Origin of the sequence: Flavobacterium segetis (assembly GCF_900129575.1) — a bacterium.
Lineage (GTDB): Bacteria > Bacteroidota > Bacteroidia > Flavobacteriales > Flavobacteriaceae > Flavobacterium > Flavobacterium segetis.
This window is the reverse complement of sequence record NZ_FQWE01000002.1, coordinates 130,197-146,506: the sequence shown is the minus strand read 5'-3', so window position 1 is coordinate 146,506 and position 16,310 is coordinate 130,197. Positions and strand designations below refer to the sequence as shown.

Below are 16,310 nucleotides of genomic sequence, written 5' to 3'. Positions count from 1 at the left end.
TAATAAATTAAGAACTTGATGTGCTGAAATTGCAACTATTAATCTTGTGAAGGATGCTATTTCCAGTTAATAATTTTTTTAAATTATTTTGTTAATTAAAAATAAATAGTACTTTTGCCTTGTAATCTACAAAGCCTATAGGGTAATAGAATAAATTAAGGACTAAAATGGATAAAGAAATACTGTCGACATTAATTCATAAAACAGAAAAATTTTCTATTGAGCAAACATTAGATTTTTTAGCGCATGAATATAAAAATCAAGTTGCTTTTTCAACTTCTTTTGGACAGGAAGATCAAGTGATTACTGCTATTATAGCTAACAATAAGTATGCAATAAACATTTTTACTCTTGACACTGGAAGATTATTTCAAGAAACGTATGATGTCTTTGATAAAACTTTAAAAAATTATAACATCGATATAAAAGTTTATTTTCCTGAAGCGGTGGCAGTAGAAAAAATACTGGATAATAAAGGACCTAATAGTTTTTATCATTCTGTGGACAATAGAAAGGAGTGCTGCTTTATTCGAAAAGTTGAGCCGCTAACTAAAGCATTATATGGGAATAAAATTTGGATTACAGGTTTAAGAGCAGAGCAATCTATAAACAGAAGTGAATTATCACTTTTTGAATACGATGAAAAGTTCGAAATAATAAAATTCAATCCTTTATTAAAGTGGAGTTTAAAAGAGGTAGAAGAATATTTAGAAATAAATAACGTACCGCAAAATACTTTACACAAACAAGGATTTATAAGTATAGGATGTGCGCCTTGCACCAGAGCAATAAACGCAGGAGAAGATATAAGGGCAGGAAGATGGTGGTGGGAATCTAGTCATAAAGAATGTGGTTTACACCAAAAATAAAAACTTAATCGCTTCACTGTTTAATCCATGCACCAAATAAGCAGTTTAACAAATTACCATAGAAAAATGATCACATTATTAAAAACAAACGCTTTAGAAAGCGAAGCGATATATATATTTAGAGAAGTCATTTCTCAATTTGACAGACCCGTTTTACTTTTCTCAGGTGGAAAAGATTCGATTACTTTAGTGCGATTGGCTCAAAAAGCATTTTTTCCGGCTAAAATTCCTTTTCCATTGTTACATGTTGACACGGGACATAATTTTCCAGAAACAATTGCATTTAGGGATAAGTTGGTCGCTGAATTAGGTTTGGAGTTAATTGTTCGTCATGTTCAACAAGCTATTGATCAAGGGAAAGTGGTGGAGGAATCAGGCAAATATTCGAGTCGAAATAGTTTACAAACCATAACCTTATTAGATGCAATTGAAGAATTTAAGTTTGATGCTTGTATAGGTGGAGCCCGCCGTGACGAAGAAAAAGCAAGAGCTAAAGAACGGATATTTTCCGTGCGCGATGATTTTGGACAATGGGATGAAAAAAATCAACGTCCCGAATTATTTGATATTTTGAACGGAAAAATTGAAAACGGTCAAAATGTGCGCGTCTTTCCAATTTCAAATTGGACTGAATTAGATGTTTGGAGTTATATCGAACAAGAAAACATTGAAATTCCTAGTATTTACTTTTCACATACGCGTAAAGTATTTATGAGAGATGGATTAATCTGGTCGCATTCTCCTTTTGTATATCAAGAGGAAGACGAACAAATAGAGGAACGAATTGTTCGTTTTAGAACCGTTGGCGACATGAGTTGTACCGCTGCTGTTGATTCTTATGCTACAACAATTCAAGAAGTGGTAGGCGAAATTAGAACCTCGACAATTTCAGAACGTGGTGCTAGAATTGATGATAAACGATCTGAAGCTGCAATGGAAAAAAGAAAACAACAAGGGTATTTTTAAGGAGTAAGTGATACGGAGTAAGTTTTTGAACTTACGATCTTAATACTTCATACTTAAACCTTAATACAAATAAATAATATGGAAGTTTTAAAAATAGCAACAGCAGGAAGTGTAGATGACGGTAAGAGTACTTTAATTGGACGGTTATTATACGATACAAAATCATTGACAACAGATAAAATAGAAGCAATTGAGAAAAGTAGCAAGCAAAAAGGTTATGATTATCTCGATTTTTCCTTAGCTACAGATGGTTTAGTTGCTGAGCGAGAGCAAGGAATTACGATTGATGTGGCACATATTTATTTTTCAACAGCTAAGAAAAGCTATATCATTGCTGATACGCCAGGACATGTTGAATACACTCGAAACATGGTTACGGGAGCTTCGACTTCACAGGTTTCCATTATTTTGATTGATGCCCGTAAAGGAGTTATTGAGCAAACAAAGCGTCATTTTTTTATAAATAATTTATTGCGAGTGAAAGAAGTAATAGTGGCGATCAATAAAATGGACTTAGTTGATTATTCTGAGGAAGTTTTTAATAAGATCAAAGCTGATTTTCAAGCTTTAAATGCTAAAAGTACTTTTAAAGAGCAAACAGTAAGTTATATTCCTTTGAGCGCAATTAACGGCGGCAATGTGGTTAATAAATCCGATGATATGTCCTGGTATAGAGGACAGACGGTATTAGAGCATCTGGAAGGTTTAGAACCAGCGGATGTTTTTGAAAAAGGAAAAACACGTTTCCCAGTGCAAACGGTTATTCGTCCAAAAACTGAAAACTTTCACGATTTTCGAGGATATGCTGGGAAATTGTATGGTAACAATATAAAAGTAGGTGATGCCGTAACGGTTCTGCCTTCTTTAACAGAGTCTGTTGTCTCTAAAATTCATTTTTTTGATAAACAATTTGATGAAGCTTCTACTGGAACTTCCATTACAATTGAATTAGAAAATGACATCAATGTCGCTCGAGGCGATATGATTGTAAAATCAGATGAACTTCCTAAAATTGAAAAAGAAATTCACACCACAATTTGCTGGATGGACAGTAAAAAGCTAGTTGCTGGCGCAAAATATTTGGTACAACACAATACTAACAGAGTTTTGGCGAAAATAGATCGCGTGAAAAATGTAATCTCAACTGATTATTCAGGAACTGTTCCAGCAAATCATTTAGCAATCAATGAAATAGGCGAAGTAAGTATCAAGTTGAGTAAAGCCTTGTATTTTGATGCTTACAATGACAATAAATCAAACGGCGCTTTTATCCTAATAGACGTAGCTACTAATACCACAGCCGGAGTTGGATTTATAAACTAAATATAACTTTTGCCAAAAACAAAACACAGATGGAAAGTTTTAGAACCGAAATAGAAGACCCGATTGTCCAAAAAGACATTATCGATTTAGAAAAAAAAATTGCTTTATTCCGTAATGGAAAAATTGACGACGAGCGCTTCCGTAGCCTTCGTTTGGCGAGAGGAGTGTATGGTCAGCGTCAGGAAGGCGTTCAAATGATTCGGATTAAGTTGCCTTTTGGCAAAGTGACAAGCGAACAATTACTGCGGATTACAAAAGTATCTGACGAATATTCAACCGGGCGTTTGCATATAACAACACGGCAGGATATCCAGATTCACTATGTGAGTTTAGATAGAACACCGCAATTATGGGCTGAATTAGAGAAAGATGACGTTACACTTCGTGAAGCTTGTGGCAATACGGTCAGAAACATTACAGCGAGTGAAACGGCAGGAATTGATGTAGAGGAACTCTTTGATGTCTCTCCCTATGCACACGCTATGTTTCAATTTTTTTTAAGAAATCCCATTTGTCAAGAAATGGGGCGCAAATTCAAAATTTCATTTTCGTCTTCTGATAAAGATACTGCCTTGAGTTATTTACATGATTTAGGTTTTATTCCAAGGATTGTAAATGGAGAAAGAGGATTCAAAGTAATGCTTGGTGGTGGATTAGGTTCTCAACCAAGCCACGCCGAATTATTATCAGAATTTATTCCGGTGAACCAAATTATTCCAACTACTGAAGGAGTTTTGCGAATATTTGATCGCTTTGGCGAAAGAGCTAAAAGGTTGAAAGCACGGATGAAATTCTTAATTAAAGATATCGGACGCGATGAATTCTTACGTTTAGTCGATGAAGAGAAACTTGCCTTGTCACACCACGTAGTTGAAATAGATACAACAGCTTTTGATGGTGCAATTCCAGCTCCTCTATTAGAAGCGCCGGAAGTAGAAATCGAAGATAGAGTAGCTTTTGAGGCGTGGAAAAATTCAAACGTAATCGCTCAAAAACAAGAAGGATATTATGCCATTGGAATTAAAGTTTTATTAGGTGATTTTTATACTGACAAAGCACGATTATTAGCGGACTTAATAAAAAATTATGCAGCTAATGAACTGCGCTTTACATTGAGACAAGATATTTTGATTCGCCACGTGAAAGAACAAAATTTGCCGTTTTTCTATCAAGAATTGGCCAAATTAGATTTTGTAACCTTGGGATACAATACAATTTCAGACATCACAGCCTGCCCGGGAACAGATACCTGTAATCTAGGAATTGCAAGCAGCACCGGAATTGCAGTAGAATTAGAACGAGTACTAGCAGCAGAATATCCTCAATACAGGGATAATCGCGAAATCACGATCAAAATTAGTGGTTGTATGAATGCTTGTGGACAACACAATATGGCCGAAATAGGTTTTCAAGGAATGTCAATCAATGCTGGAAAACTTGTTGCACCAGCACTTCAAGTATTATTGGGCGGTGGAAATTTAGGAAATGGATCAGGACGATTTTCAGATAAAGTAATCAAAATTCCAAGCCGGAGAGGACCTGATGCATTGCGGTACATTTTAAATGATTTTGAAGCTAATACAAATGGACAATCATTCTTGAATTATTATGATGCCAAAGGCGAGAAATATTTCTATGAAATGTTGAAACCCTTAGCCGACTTGGCTAATCTTACCGAAGCTGATTTTGTAGATTGGGGAAATGCTGATAATTATGTTAAAGCAGTTGGTGTAGGCGAATGTGCAGGAGTTGTGATTGATTTAGTTGCTACGCTTTTATTGGAAGCTAAAGATAAGTTGACATTTGCCAGAGAAGCTTTTGAAGATAAAAATCATACAGACGCTATTTATCACGCTTATGCTGGTTTTGTAAATGGATCTAAAGCCTTATTACTTTCAGAAAACCAAAAAACAAATCATCAAGCTGGAATAATCGATTTATTTGACACTGTTTTTGTGGCAACAAAAAAAATTCCCTTAAAAACCAGTTTGAAAGAATTAGTATTTCAGATCAATCAAAATGAACCTTCTGAGGCTTTTGCCAAAAAATATTTAGAGGAAGCAGTCACTTTTTTTGAAACTATTGAAACATTCAGAGCTAAAGACCTTTTAGATGAAAAATAAAATAAATTCTCGAATTACATTAGTTGGCGCTGGACCGGGAGATCCAGATTTATTGACTATAAAAGGTGCAAAAGTCCTAGCAGAAGCGGATGTGGTCTTATACGATGCTCTGGCAAACGAAGATCTACTTTCTTTTGCTCCTAAAAAAGCACTAAAAATATTTGTTGGCAAAAGAAAAGGTTGTCATGCTTACACACAACTTGAAATCAATCAGTTGATTGTAGATAATGCATTGACTTATGGACATGTGGTTCGGTTGAAAGGTGGAGACCCATTTATCTTTGGAAGAGGAATAGAAGAAATAGAATTCGCTGAAAGTTTCGGAATTCCTACGTTTGTGGTTCCTGGGATTTCATCATCGATTGCAGTTCCTGCATCGCAAGGAATTTCATTGACAAAAAGAGGTGTTTCAGAGAGCTTTTGGGTGATAACAGGCACTACTTCTGCCCGTAAATTATCAACTGATGTGGTCTTAGCAGCGCAATCCACTGCAACTGTTGTGATTTTGATGGGCATGAGTAAGCTAGATGAAATTGTGGCTTTGTTCCAAAAAGAATCAAAAGGAGAAATGCCTGTTGCAATTATACAAAACGGAACCACTCCACAGGAGCAAGTCGGAATTGGAACGGTAAATACGATTCAAAAAATTGTTACAGATAAAAATTTAAGTTCTCCTGCCATCATTGTTATTGGAGAAGTTGTAGGAGATAGTAAGAAAAGAAGCGGTTTCTATAAAGAATTGAAATCACATCACAATAAGGTGCTAGTTTATGGAAAGGAATGAATTGTATCCCATATTTTTGAAATTACACAATTTGAGTACACTTATTGTGGGTGGAGGAAATGTAGGTTTAGAAAAGTTGTCCTTTTTATTAAAATCTAGTCCAAATGCAACTGTTGAGGTAGTGGCACCGAAATTTTTACCTGAATTAGAAGCGTTGGCGGTAACCCATCCATCCGTAAAGCTGACGTATAGAAAGTTCAATCGCTGGATGTTGCGCAAACGCCACATGGTAATTGCTTGCACCGATGATTTGAAGGTAAATAAAAGAATATATGATTTGTCTAGAAAAAGATTTTTGATTTGCAACATTGCAGACACACCGCCTTTATGCGATTATTATTTAGGCGGAATTGTAACCAAAGGGAATGTGAAAATTGCGATTTCAACTAACGGAAAATCACCAACAACGGCCAAAAGATTGCGAGAGTTTTTTGAAGAGGTAATTCCGGAAGACATCAATAAAATGGTTGAAAACTTGAATGAATATCGCAAGACTTTGAAAGGTAATTTTGAAGAGAAAGTTCAGAAAATGAATGAGATCACCGAAGCCTTAAAAAACCCTATAGCCTCTACAAAGAGTCTGAAAAACAAGCCGCAAGCCTTAGGCATAAATTGTAATAAATCTTAATAACAACTTTCTGTTTTTTTTAAAACGGATAATTATGATATTTGTCATCAAAAAATAAAAGAAACAATAGTTACTTTGCACTAAATATAAAATGCTTTCTCAATCTCCAATTAGGGAGTTGAGGAGATTAATTAAAAAAAAATGATTAAAACAGACATACTTATAATAGGAGCTGGACCAACTGGCTTATTTGCCGTTTTTGAAGCAGGATTATTGAAATTAAAATGCCATATATTAGATGCACTCCCGCAAGTGGGTGGTCAATTATCAGAATTGTATCCTAAAAAACCAATTTATGATATTCCGGGATTTCCTGAAGTTTTAGCAGGTGATTTAGTGAATAATCTGATGGAACAAATCAAGCAATTTGAGCCTGGATTTACACTTGGAGAACGAGCAGAAACGATTGACAAGCAAGAGGATGGGAGTTTTATTGTTACTTCAAATAATGGAACCAAAATTCAAGCTTCGGTAGTGGCTATTGCTGGAGGTCTAGGAAGTTTTGAACCTAGAAAACCACTTATTGATGGAATCAATTTTTATGAAGGTAAAGGAATCAAGTATTTTATTAAAAACCCAGAAAAATTTAGAGATAAAAGAGTCGTTATTTCAGGTGGCGGCGATTCTGCTTTAGACTGGAGTATATTCCTTTCTAACGTTGCCTCTGAAGTGACTTTGATTCATAGACGAAATGAATTTAGAGGAGCATTAGATTCTGTTGAAAAAGTCCAGGAATTAAAAGATGCCGGAAAAATCAGGTTGATTACACCCGCTGAAGTAGTAGGACTCAATGGAGCAGAGCATATCGAATCCGTTGTACTTGATGAAAATGGCGCCAGAAGAACCATAGAAACGGATTATTTTATTCCGCTTTTTGGACTTACACCAAAATTAGGTCCGATAGGAAATTGGGGATTAAAGATTGAAAAAAATGCAATCAAAGTAAATAATTCATTAGATTATCAAACAAATATTCCGGGAATTTTTGCAATAGGAGATGTGAATACGTATCCTGGAAAATTAAAATTAATTCTTTGTGGTTTCCATGAGGCCACTATAATGTGCCAAGCAGCCTATCAAATTATCAATCCAGGTAAAAAGTATGTATTGAAATACACAACAGTTTCGGGAGTTGACGGCTTTGATGGAACTCGTAAAGAAGCACCAAAAGCAGTAGTGAAGGCGATAGTTTAACAACTTACTACAAACTAGTTAAAAATTAAAGCGCTAATACTTGCAAGTATTAGCGCTTTGTCTTTACTTTGCACCGTTCCTATATTTATTGACAGTTATCACGAAAGGCGGAGGGAAAGACCCAATGAAACCTTAGCAACCCTTTATCTTTAAAGAAGGTGCTACATTCTACTTTACACTGAAATTATTTCAGTATCTAAGATAGATAACACAAGAATACATCTCACGTATTTCTCAAAACTTTTCTTGACAACATTAATATTATTTTTTTAGAGCAGACGATTGGTCTCTTAATCATGACTCCTCCTGTTGTACGCTATATCTATTGCGCCGAACACCGGCACAATAGGATGCCGCTACCATCAGGGCTAAAGACAAACAATAGTGAACTTTTGTAATTAGTAATCAAAAGTATAAATCGCAATATCGATTGTGATTTTTAAGAAATAAAAAGTTATGTCAAGCATTTACGAAGCCATTAAAAAAAACATACTCATTCTCGATGGAGCCATGGGAACTATGTTGCAACGATACAACTTCTCTGAAGAAGATTTTAGAGGAGAACGTTTTAAAGATTTTCCGCATTCTCTTAAAGGTAATAATGATTTACTATCACTCACACAGCCACAATCAATTCGCGCCGTTCACGTAGCCTATTTTGAAGCAGGAGCAGATATTGTAGAAACCAATACCTTCTCAGGCACCACAATTGGGATGGCTGATTATCACTTAGAAGACATTGTTTATGAATTGAATTATGAATCGGCACGGATTGCCCGTGAAGTAGCCGATGAATTCACAGCCAAAAATCCAGATAAACCTCGTTTTGTAGCGGGTTCAATCGGGCCAACCAATCGCACGGCCAGCATGTCGCCAGATGTAAATGATCCAGGTTACAGGGCTGTAACTTTTGATGATTTGCGTGTTGCATACAAGCAACAAGTTGAAGCCTTAATTGACGGTGGAAGTGATTTATTATTAGTTGAAACTATTTTCGATACTTTAAATGCCAAAGCAGCACTTTTTGCGATCGAAGAAGTAAAAGACAAACGCAATATTGACATTCCAATCATGGTTTCTGGAACCATTACGGATGCATCGGGAAGAACACTTTCAGGGCAAACAGTGGAAGCTTTTTTAGTTTCAGTTTCACATATTCCGCTGTTGAGTGTAGGATTCAATTGCGCTTTAGGAGCCGATTTATTAAAGCCTTATTTGCAAACGCTATCTCAAAATACGTCTTTCAATGTATCAGCGCATCCTAATGCAGGATTGCCTAACGCCTTTGGTGAATACGATGAAACACCAGAGGAAATGCAAGCACAGATAAAAACGTACCTCGACGATAATTTAGTAAATATCATTGGTGGATGCTGTGGGACAACACCAGAGCACATTAGGCTAATCGCAGATATCGCTAAGGAATACAAACCCAGAGTTTCGAATGAGTTGCTGTAAGACGTAAAACTTTACTATTTTGTCATTCTGAGGAACGAAGAATCTAATCAAGTTGCTCTTGTAACAAAGATTCCTCCTTTCTCGGAAAGATAAGAATATAGACTGAAAAATAGAATACAGTTGACTTTGAATGCATAGACTCGCGTGAGGGATAACAGTGGAGCTTTTATTATTGAATTACCTCGAGTTTAAAGCAGATAGCGCAGATTTGTAATCCGTGCCCGCAAAGATAATAAAAGTATAGATTTTAGCTTTGTCATTCCCAGGAACGAAGGAATCACGTAGAGAGTAACTGATGTAATTCTTCCTTAAAGGGAATGAGGTAAATAAGATAATGTTGATGGAATTACTGTATGAGATCGTTTCGTTCCTCGCAATGACAAAAAGAAATGGGAGTGAGATGGAAAGCATTAAACCGCGTGAGGGATAGTAGTGGAGCTCCTTTTTCTTGAATTGCCTCGAGTTTAAATCCGAGGCAATTCAAGAAAAAGAGCGGGAACGAATAGCCTGACCCTTTTGGGGCACGCACAAATAAATAAATGGCTTTATAGCAAAAACAAAAAAGCTGAACCTCCTTGGTTGTTAGACCTTGAAGGATTAAAAATAAATAAAATGGCAGAAAAAAAAACTAGAAGAAACCTTGTATTGGCGGGATTAGAGCCTTTGATCATTAGGCCAGATAGCGTGTTTGTGAATATTGGGGAACGTACCAATGTTACGGGTTCTAGAAAATTCCTTCGATTAATCAAGGAAGAAAAATATGAAGAAGCACTGAGTATTGCCAAGGAGCAAGTGGAAGGCGGCGCCCAAATCATCGATATTAATATGGATGAAGGGATGCTTGATGGGGTATATGCGATGACAAAATTTCTGAATTTAATCGCTGCCGAGCCTGATATTTCGCGTGTGCCAATTATGATTGATAGCTCGAAATGGGAGATTATCGAAGCCGGTTTGAAGGTGGTACAAGGAAAGAGTGTGGTAAATTCTATTTCTTTGAAAGAAGGTAAAGAAGCCTTTATTCATCATGCTAAATTAATCAAGCGTTACGGCGCTGCAGTCATTGTGATGGCTTTTGATGAAACTGGACAAGCTGATAATTACGAGCGCCGAATCGAGATTTGCCAGCGGTCGTATGATATATTAGTGGATAAAGTTGGTTTTCCTGCTCAAGATATTATTTTCGATTTAAATATATTTCCCGTAGCAACAGGAATGGAAGAACACCGCTTAAATGCTTTGGATTTTTTCAGAGGAACAAAATGGGTTCGTGAAAACTTGCCGCATGCACATATTAGTGGTGGGGTGAGTAATGTTTCTTTTTCTTTTAGAGGGAATGATACGGTGCGAGAGGCCATGCACTCGGTTTTTTTGTACCATGCTATTCAAAACGGAATGACAATGGGAATTGTAAATCCAGAAATGTTATCGATTTATGACGAAATTCCAAAGGATCTTTTAGAACGTGTTGAGGACGTAATTCTAAACAGACGCGATGATGCGACAGAGCGTTTACTTGATTTTGCTGAAAACGTGAAGGGCGACACAAAAAGCAATGAAAAAGCAGTTCAAGAATGGCGATCAGGAACGGTGCAAGAAAGAATTACACATTCACTGGTGAAAGGGATTGATCAATTTATTGAAGAGGATGTTGAAGAAGCACGATTGGTGGCTACAAAGCCTATTGAAGTTATTGAAATCAACTTGATGACGGGGATGAATGTCGTAGGAGATTTATTTGGTTCAGGGAAAATGTTTTTACCGCAAGTGGTAAAATCAGCTCGTGTAATGAAAAAAGCGGTAGCCTATTTACTGCCTTATATTGAAGCTAGCAAGCAAGCGGGCGACAAGCGAGGGAACGGCAAAATATTGATGGCAACGGTAAAAGGAGATGTACACGACATAGGGAAAAATATTGTTTCGGTAGTTTTAGCTTGTAATAATTACGAAATTGTAGATCTTGGTGTAATGGTGCCTCCAGAAAAAATTATTGCGGCTGCGATAGAGCACAACGTCGATATCATAGGATTAAGCGGATTAATTACACCGTCATTAGACGAAATGGTATATCTGGCAAAAGAATTAGATAAACAAGGTTTAAAAATTCCAATAATGATTGGCGGAGCAACAACATCACGAGCCCATACTGCCGTGAAAATTGCACCTCAGTATAGAGAAACGGTTATTCACGTAAACGATGCTTCAAGAGCAGTTACAGTTGCGGGGAGTTTATTGAATAAAGACAAAAAAATATATGCAAGTGATATTCGAGCAGAGTATGATGCTTTTAGAGAGACGTTTTTAAACCGTTCCCGCGATAAAAACTTCTTAACGATAGAGCAAGCACGAAAAAACAAACTACAATTAGATTGGAACAGCTTCAGTCTAAAAAAGCCAAATTTTATTGGAACGAAAGCTATCGAAGTTAATTTGGACATCTTAGTTCCGTATATCGATTGGACGCCCTTTTTTAGAACTTGGCAGTTGTTTGGGAAATATCCAGCGATTTTAACTGATGAGGTTGTAGGCGAGCAAGCCACTTCTGTTTTTGCTGATGCCAAAGAAATGTTGGATGTTATTTTAAAAGAAAAGAAATTGACGGCTAAAGGCATCTACGGAATTTTCCCAGCGAATCAGGTCAATGATGATGATATTGAACTAAAAAATGAAGAGGGAAAAGTGGTAGAAAAATTCATAACGCTTCGTCAACAGTCGCTGAAAACCAAAGGCGCTCCAAATATTGCTTTATCTGATTTTATTGCGCCAAAAGATAGTGGTAAAACTGATTATATGGGCTGTTTTTGTGTAACAACTGGTTTTGGTGTTGATGAATGGGCAGCCGAATTTGAAAGAGATTTAGACGACTATAATTCGATTATGGTGAAAGCTTTAGCAGATCGATTTGCTGAAGCTTTCGCCGAGTATTTACACGAAAAGATCCGTAAGGAAATTTGGGGTTACGCGGCTGATGAAAATTTAAGTACGGAGTCCATGATTGAAGAAGTGTATAAAGGAATCCGTCCTGCACCAGGCTATCCGGCTTGTCCAGATCACTTAGAAAAGCCAACTATATGGAAATTGCTAAATGTAGAACAAGAAATTGGAGTGACACTGACTGAAAGTATGGCAATGTGGCCCGCTTCGTCAGTATCAGGTTATTATTTTGGAAATCCAGAAAGTAAGTACTTTGGACTCGGGAAAATAAAAGAAGATCAAGTGATTGATTACGCCAAGCGAAGAAGCGTGTCTACTGAAGTGGCAACGAAGTGGCTGAGTCCAAATATTGCAGATTAATTTTGTCGTACAGTCAAAAGTCATAACGTCTTAAAGAGATGACTTTCGACCTTCGACTATCAAACATTAAGACTTAATAATGAAAGTAACACAACATATAGAAAAAGCAAAAGGCGAAACATTATTTTCTTTTGAAATTATTCCGCCTCAAAAGGGGAAAAGTATTCAGGAATTATACGATAATATCGATCCGTTAATGGAGTTTAAACCGCCGTTTATTGATGTGACGACCTCCCGAGAGGAGTTTATTTATGTAGATAAAGGAAATGGTTTATTAGATAAAAAATTAACAAGAATGCGACCAGGTACACTGGGAATATGTGCTTCAATCAAACATAAGTACAATGTCGATACAGTGCCACATGTGCTTTGTGGAGGATTTACCAAAGAAGAAACCGAGTATCTATTAGTTGACTGTCATTACTTAGGCATCAATAATGTCATGGCCTTACGCGGTGATGCGATGAAAGAGGAGCAGTCCTTTGTGCCAAAAATGGGTGGAAATTGCCACGCAATAGATCTTGTGCAGCAAATAAAGTTGTTGAATGAAGGAAAGTATTTGCATGATGTGATCCACGTAGACAACAAAGCTGATTTTTGTATTGGAGTTGCCGGTTATCCCGAGAAACATTTAGAATCTCCATCACTGCTTTCTGATCTAAAACGTTTAAAAGAAAAAGTTGATGCTGGAGCCGACTATGTCGTAACTCAAATGTTTTTTGATAATGAAAAATATTTTCAGTTTGTTGCTAAAGCACGAGAAATGGGAATTACAGTACCTATCATTCCTGGTATCAAACCGCTTGCTATACAAAGACATTTACAGGTTTTACCTCAAATTTTTCGTATTGATTTACCTGAGGATTTGATACAAGCGGTAGATAATTGTAAAGATAATGTTGCAATTAAAAAAGTTGGAATAGAATGGGCTATCCAGCAATCAAGGGAGCTTAAAGCCGCAGGTGTTCCTGTATTGCATTACTATTCTATGGGAAAATCTGAAAATATTAAACAAATTGCGAATGAAATTTTTTAATTTTAATACTTGTATTCTATTTTGCTGAATGATAATCGTTTAATCATTTTGTACATCTAGTCATTAATTTCAAAACAAAATTAGAATTGTATATTTTAATTTTTGTCTATTTTATTATAATTGTTTTGTAATAGTAAAGTTTTGTTTTTTAAACAGAGACTTTAATGCAAATGATAGTTTATGTTCAAGCATTGAGGGTAATAAATAAATTAGAAAAACTGCAATTATTGTTTTAATTGATTTAAGAGGAAAGTGCAGATTTAAAATAGAATGCTGCTACATAATCATGATAAATTGTTTTTAAAATTAAGTAATAAGGTCGAAAATTAATTTTAGATTGTAAAAAGTAGCGCAAAGTTTATTAAATATTTAACTGGGAGCATGTTAAAACTTGATCCAACAAAGATATACTGGTTCGTTTCAAAAAAACAGTAGAGATCGACTTCGTGATATTATCTCTGGCATGTTATTATGGTTATGCGGTAAGCGATTAACAATTTATTAATGAAATGAAGCGATTAAAATCATTTTAATAGAAGTGAGAATTTCATAAAACTCGAATACAATAATGTAACCACTTTGTGTTTTGAATTGATTAACTTTGCACGACTAAATAATAACCTTCAATAAGAAATAGTAATATTTTATAATTATTATTTTTCTGAACTAAAACCTAAAAAATGGAAACTAAAGAATTTACGATTACCGACGATTTATTAGCTTCTAAAGGACAGCGGTTCCTAAACCTTATCATTGACTTATTTATTGTTTATATGTTTACAGTCGGTATTGGAGCAGCCATAAATATAATGGGAGAATTGACAGGTAATTTTAAATTATCAGAATGGATAACTTCACTAACTATAGTTGAAAATGTAATTTTTGCACTAGTTGTTATGTTTTTTTATTACACAATTATGGAACTCTATTTTTCACGAACTTTTGGAAAATATTTTACAAAAACTATGGTTGTAAAACACAATGGGATTCGACCTAAAGCAAAAAGTGTTGTTATTAGAACATTAGTTCGCTTGATACCTATTGAAGCGTTCTCATTTTTATCAAGCAATGCAAGAGGATGGCATGATACATTATCAGTCACTTATGTGATAAATAGACATGAATATATTTCGAGAATGAAATTATAAATGGTGTTTATGATCAAAAATTAATTCAATCAGCTGTCATTATTGGCAGCTTTTTTTTGCTTTATGTGGCCTCTTTTTCTTTATATTCGCTCATTAAAAATTTAGAAAATTATAATTGATAATGATGAACTGGGAACAACTTTTATCACTAAGAAGGCAAGGCGACAAAGGCAAAAGATTGCGGGTAGAACAAGATGATACGCGTTTAGGTTTTGAAGTTGATTATGACCGAATTGTTTTTTCAGCAGCGTTTAGAAGCTTGCAGGATAAAACCCAAGTAATTCCGCTTTCTAAAACCGACTTTGTGCACACCCGCTTAACGCATAGTTTAGAAGTTTCAGTGGTGGGACGTTCTCTTGGACGATTAGTTGGCAAAAAGATTATCGAGAAATATCCACATCTAAAAGAGGCTCACGGTTTTCATATGAATGATTTTGGGGCTATTGTCGCCGCAGCCTCACTGGCACATGACATTGGAAATCCTCCCTTTGGTCATTCTGGTGAAAAAGCAATTGGAGAGTATTTTTCAATTGGAAACGGACAAAAACACAAAGAATTTCTCGCCGAAAAGGAATGGCAAGATCTAATTGATTTCGAGGGTAATGCAAATGGTTTTTCAGTTGTAACAAGTTCACGTCCCGGGATTGAAGGAAGTATTAGATTGACATACGCCGTGCTTGGTGCTTTCATGAAATACCCTAAAGAATCACTACCTAAGAAACCAACAAAAAATATTGCCGATAAAAAGTATGGTTTTTTTCAAACTGACAAAAAGTTTTTTGAAGAAGTAGCTGATGATATGGGAATGATTCCTAACAAATCAGGAAATGATATTGGTTTTGAAAGGCATCCATTAGCGTATTTAGTAGAAGCTGCCGATGATATTTGCTATACAATTATTGATTTTGAAGATGGTATTAATCTTGGTCTAGTTTCAGAAGATTTTGCTTTAGAATATTTAATCAAATTGGTAAAGGATAGCATCGATATTTCAAAATATAAAACGCTGACAACTAAAGAAGACAGAATCAGTTATTTACGCGCCTTAGCTATTGGAAGTTTGATAAACGACGCTGTAAAAGTTTTTGTTGAAAATGAAGAAGCAATTTTAAACGGAAAATTTCCTTATTCGTTAATGGATAAAAGCAAGTATAAAGTCCAAATGGATGATATTATAAAAATCAGCGTTGACAAGATTTATCAAAGTCGAGAGGTGATTGAAAAAGAAATTATAGGTTACCAAATTATTCAAACCCTTCTTGATAAATTTATCACTGCTTACAATAATAAATATGATGGAAAGGAGTCCAATTATGATGCGTTGATTCTAAAATTATTACCAGAAAAGCATCATATTGAAAAAGAGAATCTTTACGAAAGGTTGCTTCATATTTGCCATTTTGTCTCTATGCTGACGGATGGAAATGCGTTGCTTTTTTATAAAACAATTACTGCGGTAAAAAACTAGAAGTTTGAATTGAAATAAT

The 16,310-nt window shown here is 35.5% G+C and carries 12 protein-coding genes and 1 riboswitch; all 12 genes read left to right on the top strand.

The features are described 5' to 3' along the window. The first annotated feature begins 167 nt into the window (after positions 1-167). Entirely contained in the window at positions 168-869 is a 702-nt protein-coding gene (locus BUA99_RS02920; protein ID WP_072988069.1) for a phosphoadenylyl-sulfate reductase, read from the top strand. Positions 870-935: 66 nt separating this feature from the next. Then, positions 936-1,835 (top strand): sulfate adenylyltransferase subunit CysD, encoded by a 900-nt coding sequence (gene cysD / locus BUA99_RS02915; protein WP_072988066.1) that lies wholly within the window; start codon positions 936-938, stop codon positions 1,833-1,835. A 78-nt stretch (positions 1,836-1,913) separates the two neighbouring features. Next, positions 1,914-3,158: a sulfate adenylyltransferase subunit 1 gene (locus BUA99_RS02910; RefSeq protein WP_072988064.1), complete on the top strand. Its 1,245-nt coding sequence runs from the start codon at positions 1,914-1,916 to the stop codon at positions 3,156-3,158. 29 nt (positions 3,159-3,187) lie between these two features. Then, entirely contained in the window at positions 3,188-5,281 is a 2,094-nt protein-coding gene (locus BUA99_RS02905; protein ID WP_072988061.1) for a nitrite/sulfite reductase, read from the top strand. Continuing rightward, positions 5,271-6,065, top strand: a complete 795-nt coding sequence (cobA, locus tag BUA99_RS02900) for a uroporphyrinogen-III C-methyltransferase (protein WP_072988059.1) — start codon at positions 5,271-5,273, stop codon at positions 6,063-6,065. The genes BUA99_RS02905 and cobA overlap by 11 nt, the downstream gene beginning before the upstream one ends. Then, positions 6,052-6,693 (top strand): precorrin-2 dehydrogenase/sirohydrochlorin ferrochelatase family protein, encoded by a 642-nt coding sequence (locus BUA99_RS02895; RefSeq protein WP_234972890.1) that lies wholly within the window; start codon positions 6,052-6,054, stop codon positions 6,691-6,693. Before cobA ends, BUA99_RS02895 begins: the two co-directional genes overlap by 14 nt. Positions 6,694-6,834: 141 nt before the next feature. Next, positions 6,835-7,887, top strand: coding sequence for an NAD(P)/FAD-dependent oxidoreductase (locus tag BUA99_RS02890; RefSeq protein ID WP_072988057.1), 1,053 nt, complete (start codon positions 6,835-6,837; stop codon positions 7,885-7,887). Positions 7,888-7,979: 92 nt separating this feature from the next. Further along, a riboswitch (SAM riboswitch) is annotated at positions 7,980-8,099 on the top strand. 244 nt (positions 8,100-8,343) lie between these two features. Then, a complete protein-coding gene (locus BUA99_RS02885; protein ID WP_072988054.1) occupies positions 8,344-9,345 on the top strand; it encodes a homocysteine S-methyltransferase family protein in 1,002 nt (333 codons plus the stop codon). Between the two features lie 612 nt (positions 9,346-9,957). Further along, positions 9,958-12,639: a methionine synthase gene (gene metH / locus BUA99_RS02880; protein WP_072988699.1), complete on the top strand. Its 2,682-nt coding sequence runs from the start codon at positions 9,958-9,960 to the stop codon at positions 12,637-12,639. Positions 12,640-12,718: 79 nt separating this feature from the next. After that, positions 12,719-13,675 carry a methylenetetrahydrofolate reductase [NAD(P)H] gene (gene metF, locus BUA99_RS02875; RefSeq protein WP_072988051.1) on the top strand — a complete coding sequence of 319 codons (957 nt, stop codon included), beginning with the start codon at positions 12,719-12,721 and terminating at the stop codon, positions 13,673-13,675. 680 nt (positions 13,676-14,355) lie between these two features. Continuing rightward, complete coding sequence (locus BUA99_RS02870; RefSeq protein WP_072988048.1) at positions 14,356-14,823, top strand: RDD family protein; 468 nt, start codon at positions 14,356-14,358, stop codon at positions 14,821-14,823. Positions 14,824-14,947: 124 nt separating this feature from the next. Next, a complete protein-coding gene (locus tag BUA99_RS02865; protein WP_072988045.1) occupies positions 14,948-16,291 on the top strand; it encodes a deoxyguanosinetriphosphate triphosphohydrolase in 1,344 nt (447 codons plus the stop codon). The last annotated feature ends 19 nt before the right edge of the window (positions 16,292-16,310 follow it).